A 15,166-nucleotide genomic window follows, 5' to 3' on the forward strand; every position below is an offset into this window, starting at 1 on the left:
CGAACGGACGAACCAAACTCAGACGAAGATCCGAACATCATGGATGTTGAACTCACTTTGAACGGCGCGGTTGCGACGCTGTGTCTGAACCGCCCCGAGAAGCTCAACGCGCTGACGCCGGAAATGCTTGATCTGATTCTCGGCCACCTCGATCGCATCGAAAAGGATCCGGAGATTCGCGCGGTGATTCTCACTGGCGCAGGCCGCGCATTTTGCGCCGGTGCCGACATCAAGGGCAGCGGCGCCGCGCCACCGCAGATGAGCGTGGCGCACGCGCGCGCATCGATGGCGGTGTATCAGAAGATCGCGCTTCGGTTGTACAACCTGAACAAGCCAGTGGTCGCGGCGGTACGAGGCGTTGCCGTGGGAATTGCCTGGAGCTTTGCGCTGTGCGCGGACCAGCTGATCGTTTCCGATACGGCGCAGTTCATTCCCGCCTTCCTGATGCGCGCCACCTTACCTGAAGGCGGCATGGTGTATCTGCTTGCGCGTCATTGCGGCGAGTTTCGCGCCAAGGAAATCATGTATCTGAATCGCCGGCTGAGCGGCAAGGAAGCACTCGATATGGGTCTTGCCAGCCATCTCGTCGAGGACGGCGAGCTTGACGCGGCCGCCGAAAAGCTGGCTGGCGAGCTGGCGGCTGGCCCGACTTTCTCGCTCGGGCTGACCAAGCAGTTGTTCAGGTTGAACCCCGGTGGCATGGAAGAGTTTCTTGCGCAGGAACTGAACGCGGTGGCGCTCGCGGTGAACTCAGAGGACGCCGCGGAGGGCCGGCTCGCCGCGAGAGAAAAACGCGCCCCGGCTTTCAGAGGCCGCTAGGCGGAGCACCCGCGCAAGCGCGGCGCAGTGGCGCAACAGAGCAGACAACGAGGGCGCAAGAGATTCAGGAGTCAGGCATGCATTTGGGCTATAGCGAGGAAGACGAATCATTTCGTCGGGAAGTCAGAACGTTTTTCAGTGAGCATGCGCCGGCCGACATTTCACGCCGCTGGCGTGTCGGCGTGCATCCGCCTGCGCGCGATGACATCCGCAGATGGCAGCGCATTCTGTACGAGCGCGGCTGGGGTGCGCCCCATTGGCCCGTCGAACATGGCGGCACCGGCTGGAGCGCGCTTCGCAAGCATATCTTCATGGAAGAGCTGTACAACGCCGATGCCATGGACTACGGGTGGCAGTCGACGCAGATGGTGGCGCCCGTCATCATCGCGTTCGGTTCGGACTGGCAGAGGGAGCGTTTTCTCGGGCCTATTCTGCGCGGCGACGAGTTCTGGTGCCAGGGCTTTTCGGAGCCGAACGCGGGCTCGGATCTGGCTGGACTGAAGACCACGGCCGTGCTCGACGGTGACGAGTACGTGATCAACGGCCAGAAGATCTGGACCAGCGACGCAACGATTGCCGATTGGGGCTTCTTCCTCGTCAAGACCGATACGAGCGTCAAGCCGCAACGAGGCATTTCCTTCCTGCTGGTCAACATGGACACACCGGGCATCACGGTGCGTCCGATCGTTTCGATCGAGGGCGGCAAGGGCCTGAATGAAGTGTTCCTCGAAAACGTGCGTGTGCCGAAGTCGCATCTCGTGGGCGAGGCCGGCATGGGATGGACCTATGCGAAGTACCTCCTCGAGAAGGAGCGCACGGCGAGCGCGTTCCTGTACTTCAACAAACGCGAGCTGCAACGCGCGAAAGACATCGCGGGGCAGGAGCGGGAGGACGGCGTGCGGCTCATCGATACACCCGGGTTCGCGCGCAAGGTCGCGGAGGTCGAAGCGGACCTGATGGCGCTCGAATGGTCGGTGCTCCGCATCCTTGCCGAAGAGAAGAGCGAGCGCAATCTCGATGCGGTCGTCTCTGCGCTGAAGATCAGCGGGTCGGAGATGCAACAGCGCGTGACGCAGCTGCAAATGGACGCACTCGGTCCCCGCGCGATGCGTTTCGACGACCACGGCGAGCCGCAGGGTGATCTGGCGGTCGACGAAAATTGGCCGGATTACATGGGCGGCCGCACGTCGGGCTATCTGATCGCTCGCGCATCCACGATCTATGGCGGCGCGCGCGAAGTGCAGAAGAACATCATTGCCAAGCTGGCATTTGGACTGTAGCCATGGACTTCAACTTCTCCGAAGAACAATTGATGCTGAAGGACGGCGCAGAGCGCTACGTTCAGCAGGAGTATGGATTCGAGGCGCGCACGCGCGTCGCATCGGAGCAAGAGGGCTTCAGCCGCGAACATTGGCGCGCCTATGCCGAACTTGGCTGGCTCGGGCTGACGATGCCGGAAGACGTCGGCGGTCTCGGGTGCTCGTTCGTTGAAACGGCGATCGTGATGGAGGCGCTCGGTCGCGGTATGGCGCTCGAGCCGGTCGTGCAGACGGCGCTGCTTTGCGCCACGATCATCGAACGAGGCGATGCGCGGCGCCGGCGTGAGACGCTGCTGCCCGCCGTCATCGACGGCACGCTGCTGCTGTCGCTCGCGGACAGCGAAGCGGGCAGCCGGTACAAGCTGGGATGCCACGCGCAAACGCACGCGCTCAAGAGCGCCTCGGGTTACCTGATCAGCGGCGCGAAGACGCTGGTGATCGCCGGCGCGTCGGCTGACCAGCTGCTCGTGACCGCGCGAGTCGAAGGCGCGTCGCAAGGCGTGGGCGTTTTTCTTGTCGATCGCCGGGCCGCGGGCGTAACGTGCCGGTCGTACCGCTTGCTCGATGGATCGCGTGCCGCGGATATCGACCTGCATAACGTCGAGCTCAGTGAAGATGCATTGATCGTCGGACCTGAACGCTCGCTGCAGGTGCTCACGCAGGCAACGGAACTCGCCAGTCTCGCGAGCGTGGCCGAGAGCCTTGGCATGATGGAAGCCGTGATGGCGATCACCTCGGAGTACATCAAGGGACGCTCGCAGTTCGGCCAGCCGATCGGCAAGTTCCAGGCGTTGCAGCATCGCATGGCTGAGATGTTCGTCGCCACGCAGGAGGCGCGTTCGATGCTGTACTGCGGGATCGCGCACCTGAACGGCCCGGCGGCCGAACGCAGCCGCGTCATCTCGGCGGCCAAAGCCGTTGCCGCGCGCGCCAATCGCTTCGTTTGCGCGCAGGGCATCCAGTTGCACGGAGGCATGGGGCTCACCGAGGAATATCCGGTAGGGCACTACTTCCGCAAGATGACGATGATGGAGAAGATGTTCGGCGATATCGACTTTCATCTCGACCGATTTGCAGCAGGCGGCCGGACACCGATAACGGCCTGAGACAGGGAGCAGATCATGCAACGCGTGAAGCAAAAGATTGCCATCGTGACCGGGGCCGCATCCGGTATCGGCGCTGCCTGTGCCGCCAGGCTCGCGCAGGAGGGCGCCTTGATCGTCGTGGCGGACCTGAATCTCGAAGGCGCGCAGGAACAGGTTCGTCGTATCAACGAAGCGGGGGGGCACGCGGTCCCGGCGCAGGTCGATATCGGCGACGAAAGTTCGATCGATGCATTGTTCGATCTGACGCTCAAGACTTGGGGCGGGCTCGATATCCTGCATAACAACGCCGCGGCCACATCGCTTTCCAGTACTGCCGATGCGGCAGTCGAGGCACTCGACGTCGGGGTCTGGGACGACACGATGCGCATCAATCTTCGCGGCACCATGCTGGCCTCGCGGTGCGCGCTGCCGCTGATGCGCGCACGAGGCGGCGGTTCGATTATCAATACCTCTTCCGGTGCCGCTCAGGCGGGCGCGCTGGGGTACAGCGCGTACGGTGTCTGCAAGGCCGGTATCGAGGCGCTGACGCGCTACGTCGCCGCGCAGCACGGCAAGGAGGGGATACGCTGCAACGCGATCGCTCCGGGCCTGATCGTCACGCCGGTGACCCAGGCGTACTACGCGGGGGAGACCGGAGAGATGATGCTGAGCCACCATCTCACGCCTCGCCTCGGGCAGCCCGAAGACATTGCACACGCGGTGGTGTATCTCGCTTCGGATGAGGCGGCGTTCGTCACGGGCCAGGTGTTCAACGTCGATGGCGGACTTCTTTCACACCAGCCTTACTATGCCGACGAAATCCGCGCGCGCCCGGCCGCGATGGCCAACGCTACGAAGGGGAAGGCATGACGACGGATTCAGCGCTGCTCGCGCGTGTCGAGCGCATCGAGGCGCAGCTCGCCATCCAACAATTGCCCGTCCGATACGCGCTCGCGGTCGATTCGCGCGATCTGGACAGCCTGGTGCAACTGTTCGCCGAAGACGTCAATTGCGGCCGATGGGGCGTAGGGCGCGCGGCATTGAACACGTTCTACGGGTCCGAGCATATTCTGCGCGGCTTTTATCGCAGCATTCACCAGATCTGCGGCCACGTCGTCGATTTCACCGATGCCGACCATGCGACGGGAAGCGTCTATTGTCGCGCGGAGCACGAGGACAACGGAGCGTGGGTGGTGATGGCGATCTGCTACTTCGATCACTATGTGCGGCGCGACGGGCAGTGGTGCTTCGAGCGTCGCGACGAACAGCATTGGTATTCGACGGACTGGCTCGCTCGCCCCGGTGCGCCGCGCTTGCAGAACTGGCCCGGCAAGTATGAAGGCGATCGGTATCAGCCGCGTCTTCCGCAAGGATTTCCGACGTGGGCGGCGTTCTGGAGCAACAGCGAACAGCACGCGATCGACGCGTTGACGAAAGCGCCGTAAGCGCGGTCTCGTCTTCGGCTCCTGGCCCGCCACGTAGCCATTCGTGGGACTGGCGAGGAATGCAAGGAGTGAGGTCCGCGCAAACTCCCGCATCGTGGAGATCGGCGTCGTGCGACAGGCCTCCGTGCTCCTCGCGCTTACGCCGTCAGATCGGGCAGACGCACCACCAGCCCGTCCAGTTCCGGCGTCATGAAGATCTGGCATGTCAGACGGCTGTTTTCGCGCACGTCCATCGCGCAGGTGAGCATGTCGACTTCATAGGATTGCGCCGCTGGCATGTGGCTGCTCCAGGTGTCGTCGACATACGCGTGACAGGTTGCGCAACTGCAACTGCCGCCGCAATCGCCGAGAATCCCTGGGATCTGATTGTTCACCGCTGTTTGCATGACTGAATCGCCAACGTTGGCGCTTACGGCGGCCTCGCTGCCGTCCGGCTGGATGAATCGAATGAGCGGCATGGCTTGTGAACCTCTGAAAAAATGAATTGGACTAGGGAAGCAGACTTTTCAACGGGATCGATTCGTTGGCGAGATCGGCGGCGCGGACCGGAATTTTCTCGGCAACGAAACGCTTGGCCAGCACGAATTCGGGTACACGGCTGACCGTATCGGCTGCGAGCATGACGCCGTCCTTGAGATAAAACGCCGAGAAAGAGCGGGCTTTGGGATCGCCGCGCAGGACAAACTCGTCGTAGCCGAGGGACAAGCCGACCATCTTGAGCTTCAGATCGTATTGGTCGGACCAGAACCACGGCACGCTGTTGTAGACACGCTCCTTGCCGCACAACGACGCAGCGGCGGTGCGGGCCTGCTCCAGCGCGTTAGGGACGGACTCGAGGCGCAGGCGGCGTCCGAGGGAAGGGTTGGGGTGGTTGGTGCAATCCCCGACCGCAAAAATGTCCGGGTCGGACGTGCGCGTGTGTTCGTCGACCATGATGCCGTTGTCGACAGCAAGGCCGGCCGCTTGCGCGAGTTCGGTGGCGGGCTCCAGTCCCACGCCGACGATGACGAGATCCGCGGCGACGCGCGTGCCGTCCGCGCAGCACACGGCGGCAACGGCGTCGCCGGATGCGTCGAGTTCGAACCCACTCACGATCGCGTTGGTACGGATGTCGACTCCGGCTTCGCGGTGAACTTCCTCGTAGAACCTGGAAAGCTCGGGAGCCGTGACGCGCGCGAGGACGCGCGGCAACGCCTCGAGCACGGTGACGCGCAAGCCGCGCTTCACGGCTACCGCAGCCACTTCCAGCCCGATATATCCACCGCCGATGATCACGAGGCGCGAGCCGGCATGAAACTGGTTTCGAATGCGCGCGACGTGATCGAGCGTGCGAAGGTAGTGAAAATTTTGCAGCTTCTCGGTCGCTTCGATACCCGGCAACGCGAGGCGCCGCGCGCGGCCGCCGGTGGCCAGAACCAGTTTCGTATAGCTGATTTCGCTGCCGTTGGACAGCGTGACCCGTTTCGCGTCACGGTTGATGCGCTGCGCGCGCGTGTTCGGGATGAACTCGACACGCGCTTTGTCGTAGGTCGACAGCGGTTTCAGGTACAGCTGCTCGGCGGTCGATTCGCCCGACAGGAATGCCTTGGAGAGCGGCGGCCGTTGGTAGGGCAAATGCGGTTCTTCTCCCACCATCACGATGCGTCCCGTCCATCCCTGTTCGCGGATCGCGGTCGCGCATTCTCCTGCTGCGTGACCCGCCCCGACGATCAGCGCGATGTTCTCTGCGTCTCCAGCTGTCATGAGGCTAACTCCATCTCGCACGGCCGCAGGCTCGCTGCGGCCACAGTAAGTCTGAATAATGTTCTAAATTGTGAACGACGGTCGCTGCGACTGTCAATGCTCATGAACCCCGTTGGGCCGAGGCGGAGCTGACCATCGCCTCGATGCCGCCAACCGCGAAACGAATCAAATAGGTGCGCATGCGCTCGATATGTGCTGTCGCGAGTGCCTTGGCTCCGGAGCGCGCCTCCTGCGCGTAAAGCTCGTTGAGCACGAGATGAAACACGGACTCGACGAAATGCTGCACCAGTTCGACGGTCTCCCGCGTGACGCGGGGAAGTGCCTTGGCGAAGGCGTCACGGTAGCGCGCGGCCGCAGGCGCGTATTGATCATAAAACGGCGCCGTGAGATCGGGGCGCTCCGGAAGACAGCCAATCTGGGTTAGCAGGCGCAAGTAATTTCGCCACCCCGGATCGCCGCTCTTCAGATGCGCGAAGGCCGGTGCGGAAAGTGCGGTCACGATTGCTTCCACGTCGGGGCGCTTGCCTTGCAGGGGTGCCAGTTCGGCCTCGAGCGATTCGATGACCTGCCGGCTGATCACCGCGGCGCGACGGCCGATCGCCTGCTGAAACAGCGCGTCTTTGCTGCCGAAGTGGTACCGCGCGAGGCTCAGCTCCATGCCACAGCTCTGCATGATGTCGCGAATCGACGTGCCGAAGTAGCCGTGCATCGCGAACAGCCGCTCGGCCGTATCGAGAATGCGCTCTGGCGTCGTGCTGCGCGCCGTGGCACGCGGCACATTGATGGCAGTCGCCCGTCTGCTGGCGGCGTGCGTGGTGCTGGACGGCATGGTTTCCCTTTGATGGCGGGGCGCGAGCCAGGAAGCGCGCAACATCCCCTTCCGCGAATGATAAATCGATCTTGCACACTTGTGCAAAATAGAACATAGTTCAACTATTGGTACCTCGCGCAAAAGCAGAGGTGCCTGCAAACAAACGATTAATGGAGACGGGAACCATGGCCGCCGCGCTGCGACTTGAGGACTTCGACGATCCTAAGTTCAACCCCTTTTTCGAGGATTCACTCGCTTACGGTGCCGATGCGGACCCTTATCCACGCATTGCGGAACTGCGGGAAAAGGCCGTGGTTCAGGAAGGCGACTACCGTGTGCTGATGGGCGGCGCGGCGGACCTGACCATGTCCGATGTCGCGCACTATTCCGTATTCGGATACGACGAGGTCTCGAAGGTGCTTGGCGACCCGGCAACGTTTTCAAACAAGTCTTACGAGCGCAATCTCGGCATCAGCTTCGGGCGCAGTATCTCGACGATGGATGCGCCCGAGCACCCGCGCTACCGCCGCATCTTCCAGAAGGCCTTTTTGCCGCACACCGTCGCGGCATGGGGCGATACGCTGGTCGACCCAGTGGTGAGCGAGCTGATGTCGAAGTTCATGGATCGCGGACATGCGGATCTCGTCAACGAGTTCACGCTTCACTACCCGTTCAACATCATCTATCGACAACTGGCATTGCCGCCGGAAGACGTAAAGATCTTTCACAAGCTCGCCATCGCACAGACGCTGGTTTCGATCGATGTCGAGCATGGCGTGGAGGCATCGACGAAGCTGGGCACCTATTTCGCGCGGCTCGTCGACGAGCGCCGCAGTCATCCCGGCGACGATCTGGTGAGCTCGCTGGCCACCGCGGAGGTGGACGGCGAGCGGCTACCGGACGAGGTCGTCATTTCGTTTCTTCGCCAACTGGTGAATGCGGGCGGCGACACAACCTATCGCGCGACCAGCGTACTGTTGCTCGCGTTGCTGCGCGATCCGGTACAGCTCGAAGCGGTGCGCCAGGATCGCACGCTGGTCGCGGCGGCGATCGAAGAGGCTCTGCGCTGGGACGGCCCCGTGCTGATGCAGTCGCGTATGGCGACGCGTGATGTCACGCTCGGTGGTGTCGAGATTCCTGCCGGCGCATTTCTCGACGTGGTGGCGGGCAGCGCCAATCGCGACCCCAGCCGTTTCGCCGATCCGGACAGGTTCGACATCTATCGCAAGGCGGGTCACCGGCACTTTGCATTCGCCTATGGCCCGCACGTGTGCATCGGCCAGCATCTGGCGCGCGTGGAAATGACGCGCGCGCTCAACGCGATTCTCGATCGCCTGCCCAATCTTCAGCTCGATCCGGCCGCGCCAGCTCCACCGATCAACGGGATCATGATGCGCGTTCCGCATTCGATTCCCGTCATCTTCGGCTAACAGGAACAACGCCGGCCTCGCGTGCTATGGATGGGGCCGGCCGACAAGGCACGGACGGTGGAGAACGCATAGATGACCGAGTTTGACTTTATCGTGATTGGCGCGGGTGCGGCGGGTTGCGTGCTAGCCAATCGTCTTTCGGAGAGCGGGCACCATACCGTGTTACTCATCGAGGCAGGTCCGGAAGATCGCAATCCGTTGATCCGGATGCCAAAAGGCTTTGGCAAGCTGCTGGGCGACCCAGCTCATGCCTGGTTCATTCCGGTGCAGCCCGATCACGGCAACGGGCATCGCAACGAAATCTGGCTGCGCGGCAAGATGCTCGGCGGTTCCAGCAGCATCAACGGCATGGTGTATATGCGAGGTCATCCCGAGGACTACGACGGGTGGGCCGAACTGGGTGTCGAGGGCTGGAGCTGGCAGAACCTGGCGCCTTGCTTCCGGCGCATCGAAGATCACGCGCTCGGCGCCGATGAGCTGCGTGGAGAGGGCGGCCCGCTGAAAGTGTCACCGTACGCGCAGCGCAATCGAATTGGCGAGGCCGTACTCGAAGCGTGCCGGTCGCTCGGCGTGCGGCGCTTGGAAGATATCAACAGGCTCGATCATGAGGGCGTGGCCTATCTGATCTATACGATACGCAACGGTCGTCGGCAAAGCTCGGCCGAAGCCTTTCTGAAGCCCGTGAGGGCGCGCAAGAACCTCACAGTCGCTACCGGCACGCAAGCCGCGCGAATCGTGTTTGACGGCACGCGCGCCGTCGGCGTGCAGGGCGAAAGCGCGGGGCAGCAGATCGCTTACCGTGCGCGTCGCGAGGTCGTGCTCTCGGCGGGCGCGATCGAGTCGCCGCGACTTTTGCAGTTGTCGGGCGTTGGCGATTCCGGCCATCTGCAGTCGCTTGGCATTCCTGTCGTGGCAGCAAGCCCGGGGGTCGGACGGAACCTGCGCGAGCACTATCTATATATGCTGCAGGCCCGCCTGCGGCACTGGCGCGATTCGCAGAACCGGCAGTTCAGCGGCATGCGCTTATGGCGCAACGCGATGCAGTATCTGCTGTTTCGCCGTGGCGTGATGTCGCTCGGCTCGTACCAGGTGGGCGGCTTCGTCAAGACCGCGGCGGATGCGATGCGTCCCGATGTTCAACTGATGATGGCGCCGTACTCGATGGATTTCGGCGCGGCCGGTTACGCGTTCGAGTCGTTCCCAGGCATGCAGCTCTTCAGCTACCCGCTGCGCCCGCGCAGCGAAGGGCACGTCAGGATCCAGTCCGCGGACCCCCGCGTGCCGCCCGAAGTCGTCGCGAACTACCTTGCCGATCCGTACGACCGGCAGACGGCTGTCAACGCATTCCGGTTCATGCGCAGCGTGCTGGCCGCCGAGCCGCTTGCCAGCCTGCTGGCAGGGGAGACACGCCCAGGCCCCGCCGTCCAGACCGATGACGAGATTCTCGACCTCTACCGGCGTGAAGGCCAATCCGGCTATCACGCTTGCGGTACCTGCAAGATGGGATCGGACACGCTTGCCGTGCTCGATTCGCGGCTGCGCGTGCGCGGCGTCGAACGCCTGCGCGTGATGGATCTCTCCGTAACACCCACGATGATCTCCGGCAACACGAATGGCCCCATGATGGCGATGGCATGGCGCGCCGCCGGCCTGATCCTGGAGGACGCGCGATGAGCCGCCTTGAAGACTACAGCGGGCGTTTTACGAACATCGACTTCGAGCGACGCGAGGGTATTTTGCAGGTGCGCCTGCATACCGATGGCGGCCCGCTCAAGTGGGGCGCGCTCGATCGCAGCATTCACAGCCAGCTAGGCGAGGCGTTCTACCAGATCGCACGCGACCTCGATAATCGCGTAGTCATCCTGACCGGCACCGGCGATTCGTTCTGCGACGCGATGAATGACGCCGAGTTGCCGGCGGAGCCGCTTGTGCAAGTCTGGCCGCGCCTGCAGCGCGAGGGGCAGGACCTGCTGATGCAACTGCTGGACATTCCGGTTCCGGTGATCGGCGCGATCAACGGGCCGGCACTCATTCATGCCGAGTTGCTCGTGCTGTCGGATATCGTGCTGGCCTCCAGTCGCGCCGAAATCTCGGAGCAGGCGCACTTCGTTCACGGCGTCGTGCCGGCGGACGGCGTGCAGATCGTCTGGCCGATGCTGATTGGCCACAACCGCGCCCGCTACTTTCTTCTCAGCGGCGAGCGCATCACGGCGCAACGCGCGTGGGAGCTTGGCGTCGTCGGCGAGGTCGTCGCGCACGACACCTTGCTCGAACGTGCGTGGCAAATGGCGCACGAACTCGCGGCGAAGCCGATCGAAACGCTGCGATACACGCGCGCGGTCTTCACGCAGCCGCTCAAGCGCCGCATGGTCGACGAACTGGGCTACGGGCTCGCGCTCGAAGGGCTCGCCGGTATTGCCGCGCAGTCCGGCAAGAGGTAGCCCGTCAACGCGAATGTTCACGAATGGGAGACACGATATGACCTTGGTAGTGCAAGCATCAACGGAGCGCAACGCGATCGTTCAGCAGGCGCTCGACCGCGCCACACGGGAAGGCGGTGAGGTCGGCGTGCAGGTGGCGGCCTATCTGAACGGCAAGCTCATGATCGACGCATGGAGCGGCGTGGCCGATCCGTCCACCGGCCGTCCGGTCGACGGCGAAACGCTGTTCAATGTGTATTCGGTGACGAAGGCCGTTGCAGCAACCGCGTTGCATATCCTGGCCGACCGCGGGCTCATCGAATACGACGCGCCGGTGACGCGCTACTGGCCAGAGTACGGTGCGCACGGCAAGCAGAAAACGACGGTGCGCGATGTGCTGACTCATCGCGCGTGTGTGCCGCAAATGCCCGAAGGCGTCACACCGGAGCTGATGTGTGACTGGCAGTGGATGACCAGCGCCATCGCCAACCTCGAGCCGCTTGCGGAGCCGGGGACGAAGACGCTGTACCTCTCGATGACGTTCGGCTGGATCGTTGGCGAACTGGTGCGACGCGCCGATCCGAAGAAGCGCTCGCTGGGCCGCTTTGTCCGCGAGGAGATTGCAATGCCACTCGGCATCGACGATCTATGGATCGGCATTTCCGACGAAGTCGAGCCGCGCATCGCACGTCTCACCGATGCAATGGTGCCGGTTCCCGCGGAATACCTGCCGCCGCTGTTCCTGCGCTCGATGCCGCAACAGGTCGCATTGGCGCCGCAAGTGTTCGAGCGTCCGGACGTGCGGCGCGCGGAAGTGGCGGGCGTTGGCGGGATCTTCAATGCACGCAGTGAGGCGCGCTTCTGGGCAATGCTGGCGTGCGGCGGCGAGTTGGACGGCGTGAGGATACTCTCGAAGGAGCTCGTCGCCACGCTGAACACGCCACGCGCCAATAGCGAGGAACCCGACCCGGTGATGTTCGGCTTTCCGATTCCAATCACGATCGGTGGCTTCTGGTTCGGCGGCAACCATCCGCCGGTGACGGCGGCACGCTCGCCGCGCGCTTTGTGCCATCCGGGGCAGGGCAATTCGATCGGCTGGGCGGACCCGGATACCGGGCTCGCCGTCGCGATCTGCCATAACAAGCTGTTCAACCCGGCCACGCCGGAAGAAGATCCGCTGCTTCCGATCGCTGCGGCGATTCGCGACGCACTGGATCTGAAGTGATTGGCACGATGCGCATGGATATCGAGTATTTGCAGCAATGGACCGGGCGCACGGAGGAAGTGCGGGATCAGGTCACCTCCACGCCGATGGCGGCTCTCAGCGCCATGCTTGACCACGATGACGCGCTTTCAGCACGTGGCGATGACTTGCCGCCGTTGTGGCACTGGCTTTATTTTCTGCCGGTTCATCGCCAGTCGATGGTGGGGGCGGACGGTCATCCGAAACGCGGCGGCTTTCTGCCGCCGGTCGATTTGCCTCGCCGCATGTGGGCGGGCAGTCAACTCGAGTTTCTACGGCCGCTGAAAGCGGGTAGCGCGATCACGCGTCTTTCATGCATCGAGAGTGTTGCGCACAAGCGTGGACGTACCGGCGATCTCGTGTTCGTGAAGGTCAAGCACGAGGTCAGCGATGCTGCCGGTCTTGCCATCGTCGAACGCCAGGATATCGTGTATCGCGATCATCCGGCCGCCAGCGAAAAGCCCGCAGCATTACAGGCCGCGCCCATGGGCGCTCAATGGGCACGCGAGGTCAACCCCGATCCTGTGCTGCTGTTTCGCTACTCGGCGCTTACGTTGAATGGTCATCGCATTCACTACGATCGGCCCTACGCGATCGGCGCAGAGGGATACGAGGGACTCGTCGTGCATGGCCCGCTGCTCGCCACGCTACTGATGGACTCGCTCGGATCGGAGTTGCCGGGCGCGCGCGTCGGAGCGTTTTCGTTCCGCGCGATCAAACCGGTGGTGGACACTTCGCCTTTCTATGTTTGCGGAAAGCAACACGAATCGGACCAAAGCAAGGTGAGCTTGTGGATCGCCGGCAGCGACGGATCGTTGCGCATGGAAGCCACGGCTGTTCTGATCTGATCGTCGAGCCGGTCCGCTGGCGGGGTCGCCATAGCCGGACCGCACGCTGAATGGGAGACTTTATGCGTTCGTTTCTTTTTGTGCCGGGCAGCAAGCCTGAACGATTCGCCAAGGCGCTCGCGGCAGGCGCCGATGCGGTGATCGTGGACCTCGAGGACGCTGTTGCAGATGCGGACAAAGCGTCGGCGCGTGCATATGTTGCCGACGCGGTACGTACATTTTTGGCATCGACGGTTCGGGTACTTTTGCGCATCAATGGCGCGGGGACGCAGTCGTTCCAGCGGGACCTCTCGCTCGCAGCGTTCGATGGTATCGATGGCGTGGTGTTGCCCAAGGCTGAGAATCCGGCTGCTTTGGCCGCTGTCGCGGCGGCAACGGCGAAACCCATATTGCCGATCATCGAATCTGCCGAGGGCGTCTGGAACGCACTGGACGTGGCGCGCATGCCCGGCGTCGAGCGACTCATATTCGGTTCGGTTGACTTCGAACTCGATCTGGATTGTGACGGTTCATGGGACGCGCTGCTGCTCGCGCGTTCGCGTATCGTGCTGGCCTCCCGCGTAGCGGGCATTCAGTCTCCCGTGGATGGCGTTAGCGTGGCAATCGATGACGAACGGCAACTCGCGCACGATTCGTCGAAGGCGCGATCGCTGGGCTTTGGCGGGAAGCTGTGCATTCATCCGCGCCAGATTGCAGCGGTCAATGCGGCGTTCAGCCCGAGCGCGGATGAAATTGCCAAGGCGCGGCGAATTGTCGACGCGTATGAGCGGGCAGAAGGCGGGGCGGTGTCCGTAGATGGACGGATGGTGGACTTGCCGGTATTGCTCAAGGCAAGACGCATCGTTGGCTTGTCTGAAAGCGTGCGAGGTTCAGAGGAAGGGTAAGTGGTGCGGCGGGTGAGCGCCGCACCGCCCGCGCCACCACCGCATCATGTGGCGCGGGCGTGACACGGTATCGCTTACACCGGGTCCCAGGGCGTGAGCGCCATGGACGGCACGTTCGGGAAGAAGCTCGATTCGAACGCCGGCATGACCTGCTCGGCAATCGCTTCGGGCGTCCAGCCGCCGTCGCGATGCAGCGAGCGGATCATGCGGATCTGGTTGAAGAAGTAGATCTCGTTGGCGCGCACGCCGAAGATCTGACCCGAAACCTTTGCGGCCTGGTCGGACGCAAGGTAGACCGCGAGTGGCGCGATCTTGCGCGATTCCATGCGCTTGAGAATTTCGACGCGTGCTTTTTGCTCAGGCGTCTCCGAGGGGATCGAGGCCGTCATTGCGGTCCATGCCCACGGTGCGATGCAGTTCGAGCGCACGTTGAATTTCGCCATGTCGAGGGCAATCGACTTCGACAGACCGACGACCCCCATTTTGGCGGCGGAGTAGTTGGCCTGTCCGATGTTGCCGATCAGACCCGAGGTGGAGGTCATGTGAACGAAGCTGCCGCCGTTTTGTGCCTTGAAATGCGGAGCCGCCGCGCGTGCCACGAAAAACGACCCGTTCAGATGCACGTCGACTACGGCCTTCCACTCGTCGAGGCTCATGTTGAAGAACATGCGGTCACGCACGATGCCGGCGTTGTTGACCACACAGTCGATGCGGCCGAACGTGTCCAGCGCGGCCTGCACGATCTTCTGCGCGCAATCCCATTCAGCGACGCTATCCGTCGAGGCAAGCGCTTGCCCGCCGGCCTCCTTGATTTCTTCGACGACGCGCTCTGCGGCGAACTGGCCGGATTCGGCGTTGCGACCCAGGTCGTTGACGATGACCTTTGCGCCGTTCGCCGCGAATTGCAACGCAAAATCGCGCCCGATGCCGGCACCCGCACCCGTTACCACTACCACCTTGTCCTTGACGAAATCGCTCACTCTTGTCTCCGTTCGATAAGCGTTGATGTAGAAAAGCTCGCTTCGGTATAATATCAAAACTGAACGGCGTTGCATAATATGAACGCCGGCACGTTGATGCAAAGTGTGACGATTGATCCATTCGAAGACGACCAAATGA

At 62.8% G+C, this 15,166-nt stretch carries 15 protein-coding genes; 11 read left to right on the forward strand and 4 right to left on the reverse strand.

The annotated features are described in order from the left end of the window. Positions 1-39: 39 nt before the first annotated feature. The 5 genes from F6X39_RS15315 (at position 40) to F6X39_RS15335 (ending at position 4,668) form a co-directional block, all read left to right on the forward strand. Positions 40-819: an enoyl-CoA hydratase/isomerase family protein gene (locus F6X39_RS15315; RefSeq protein ID WP_187617215.1), complete on the forward strand. Its 780-nt coding sequence runs from the start codon at positions 40-42 to the stop codon at positions 817-819. A 77-nt stretch (positions 820-896) separates the two neighbouring features. Next, positions 897-2,099: an acyl-CoA dehydrogenase family protein gene (locus F6X39_RS15320; RefSeq protein ID WP_090808827.1), complete on the forward strand. Its 1,203-nt coding sequence runs from the start codon at positions 897-899 to the stop codon at positions 2,097-2,099. A 2-nt stretch (positions 2,100-2,101) separates the two neighbouring features. After that, a complete protein-coding gene (locus F6X39_RS15325) occupies positions 2,102-3,244 on the forward strand; it encodes an acyl-CoA dehydrogenase family protein (RefSeq protein WP_187617216.1) in 1,143 nt (380 codons plus the stop codon). Positions 3,245-3,259: 15 nt separating this feature from the next. Beyond that, positions 3,260-4,093, forward strand: a complete 834-nt coding sequence (locus tag F6X39_RS15330) for an SDR family oxidoreductase (protein WP_187617217.1) — start codon at positions 3,260-3,262, stop codon at positions 4,091-4,093. After that, positions 4,090-4,668, forward strand: coding sequence for a nuclear transport factor 2 family protein (locus tag F6X39_RS15335; RefSeq protein ID WP_187617218.1), 579 nt, complete (start codon positions 4,090-4,092; stop codon positions 4,666-4,668). Before F6X39_RS15330 ends, F6X39_RS15335 begins: the two co-directional genes overlap by 4 nt. 137 nt (positions 4,669-4,805) lie before the next feature. Here F6X39_RS15335 and F6X39_RS15340 read toward each other — a convergent pair whose 3' ends face one another. From F6X39_RS15340 to F6X39_RS15350, 3 genes are all read right to left on the reverse strand, one after another. After that, on the reverse strand, positions 4,806-5,126 hold the full coding sequence (locus tag F6X39_RS15340; RefSeq protein ID WP_184032234.1) for a 2Fe-2S iron-sulfur cluster-binding protein: 321 nt from the start codon (positions 5,124-5,126) through the stop codon (positions 4,806-4,808). Positions 5,127-5,157: 31 nt separating this feature from the next. Then, a complete protein-coding gene (locus F6X39_RS15345; RefSeq protein ID WP_187617219.1) occupies positions 5,158-6,411 on the reverse strand; it encodes an NAD(P)/FAD-dependent oxidoreductase in 1,254 nt (417 codons plus the stop codon). Between the two features lie 100 nt (positions 6,412-6,511). After that, a complete protein-coding gene (locus F6X39_RS15350; protein ID WP_187617220.1) occupies positions 6,512-7,240 on the reverse strand; it encodes a TetR/AcrR family transcriptional regulator in 729 nt (242 codons plus the stop codon). A gap of 167 nt (positions 7,241-7,407) precedes the next feature. Here F6X39_RS15350 and F6X39_RS15355 point away from each other — a divergent pair, with 167 nt between their 5' ends. The 6 genes from F6X39_RS15355 (at position 7,408) to F6X39_RS15380 (ending at position 14,047) form a co-directional block, all read left to right on the forward strand. Continuing rightward, the gene (locus tag F6X39_RS15355) at positions 7,408-8,652 is read left to right on the forward strand and encodes a cytochrome P450 (protein WP_187617221.1); all 1,245 of its coding nucleotides are present in this window, start codon (positions 7,408-7,410) and stop codon (positions 8,650-8,652) included. Between the two features lie 72 nt (positions 8,653-8,724). Then, positions 8,725-10,326, forward strand: coding sequence for a GMC family oxidoreductase (locus F6X39_RS15360; protein ID WP_187617222.1), 1,602 nt, complete (start codon positions 8,725-8,727; stop codon positions 10,324-10,326). Continuing rightward, complete coding sequence (locus F6X39_RS15365) at positions 10,323-11,093, forward strand: enoyl-CoA hydratase/isomerase family protein (protein WP_187617223.1); 771 nt, start codon at positions 10,323-10,325, stop codon at positions 11,091-11,093. The genes F6X39_RS15360 and F6X39_RS15365 overlap by 4 nt, the downstream gene beginning before the upstream one ends. A gap of 49 nt (positions 11,094-11,142) precedes the next feature. Then, positions 11,143-12,297 carry a serine hydrolase domain-containing protein gene (locus F6X39_RS15370; protein WP_316251689.1) on the forward strand — a complete coding sequence of 385 codons (1,155 nt, stop codon included), beginning with the start codon at positions 11,143-11,145 and terminating at the stop codon, positions 12,295-12,297. A gap of 8 nt (positions 12,298-12,305) precedes the next feature. Further along, positions 12,306-13,163 carry a MaoC family dehydratase N-terminal domain-containing protein gene (locus tag F6X39_RS15375; protein ID WP_187617295.1) on the forward strand — a complete coding sequence of 286 codons (858 nt, stop codon included), beginning with the start codon at positions 12,306-12,308 and terminating at the stop codon, positions 13,161-13,163. A gap of 62 nt (positions 13,164-13,225) precedes the next feature. Beyond that, entirely contained in the window at positions 13,226-14,047 is an 822-nt protein-coding gene (locus F6X39_RS15380; RefSeq protein WP_187617225.1) for an HpcH/HpaI aldolase/citrate lyase family protein, read from the forward strand. A 74-nt stretch (positions 14,048-14,121) separates the two neighbouring features. Here the strand turns inward: F6X39_RS15380 and F6X39_RS15385 are convergent, their stop codons facing one another. Next, the gene (locus tag F6X39_RS15385; RefSeq protein ID WP_184064369.1) at positions 14,122-15,027 is read right to left on the reverse strand and encodes an SDR family NAD(P)-dependent oxidoreductase; all 906 of its coding nucleotides are present in this window, start codon (positions 15,025-15,027) and stop codon (positions 14,122-14,124) included. Positions 15,028-15,166 lie beyond the last annotated feature (139 nt).

Source organism: Paraburkholderia sp. UCT2 (assembly GCF_014397665.1).
Taxonomy (GTDB): Bacteria; Pseudomonadota; Gammaproteobacteria; order Burkholderiales; family Burkholderiaceae; genus Paraburkholderia; species Paraburkholderia tuberum.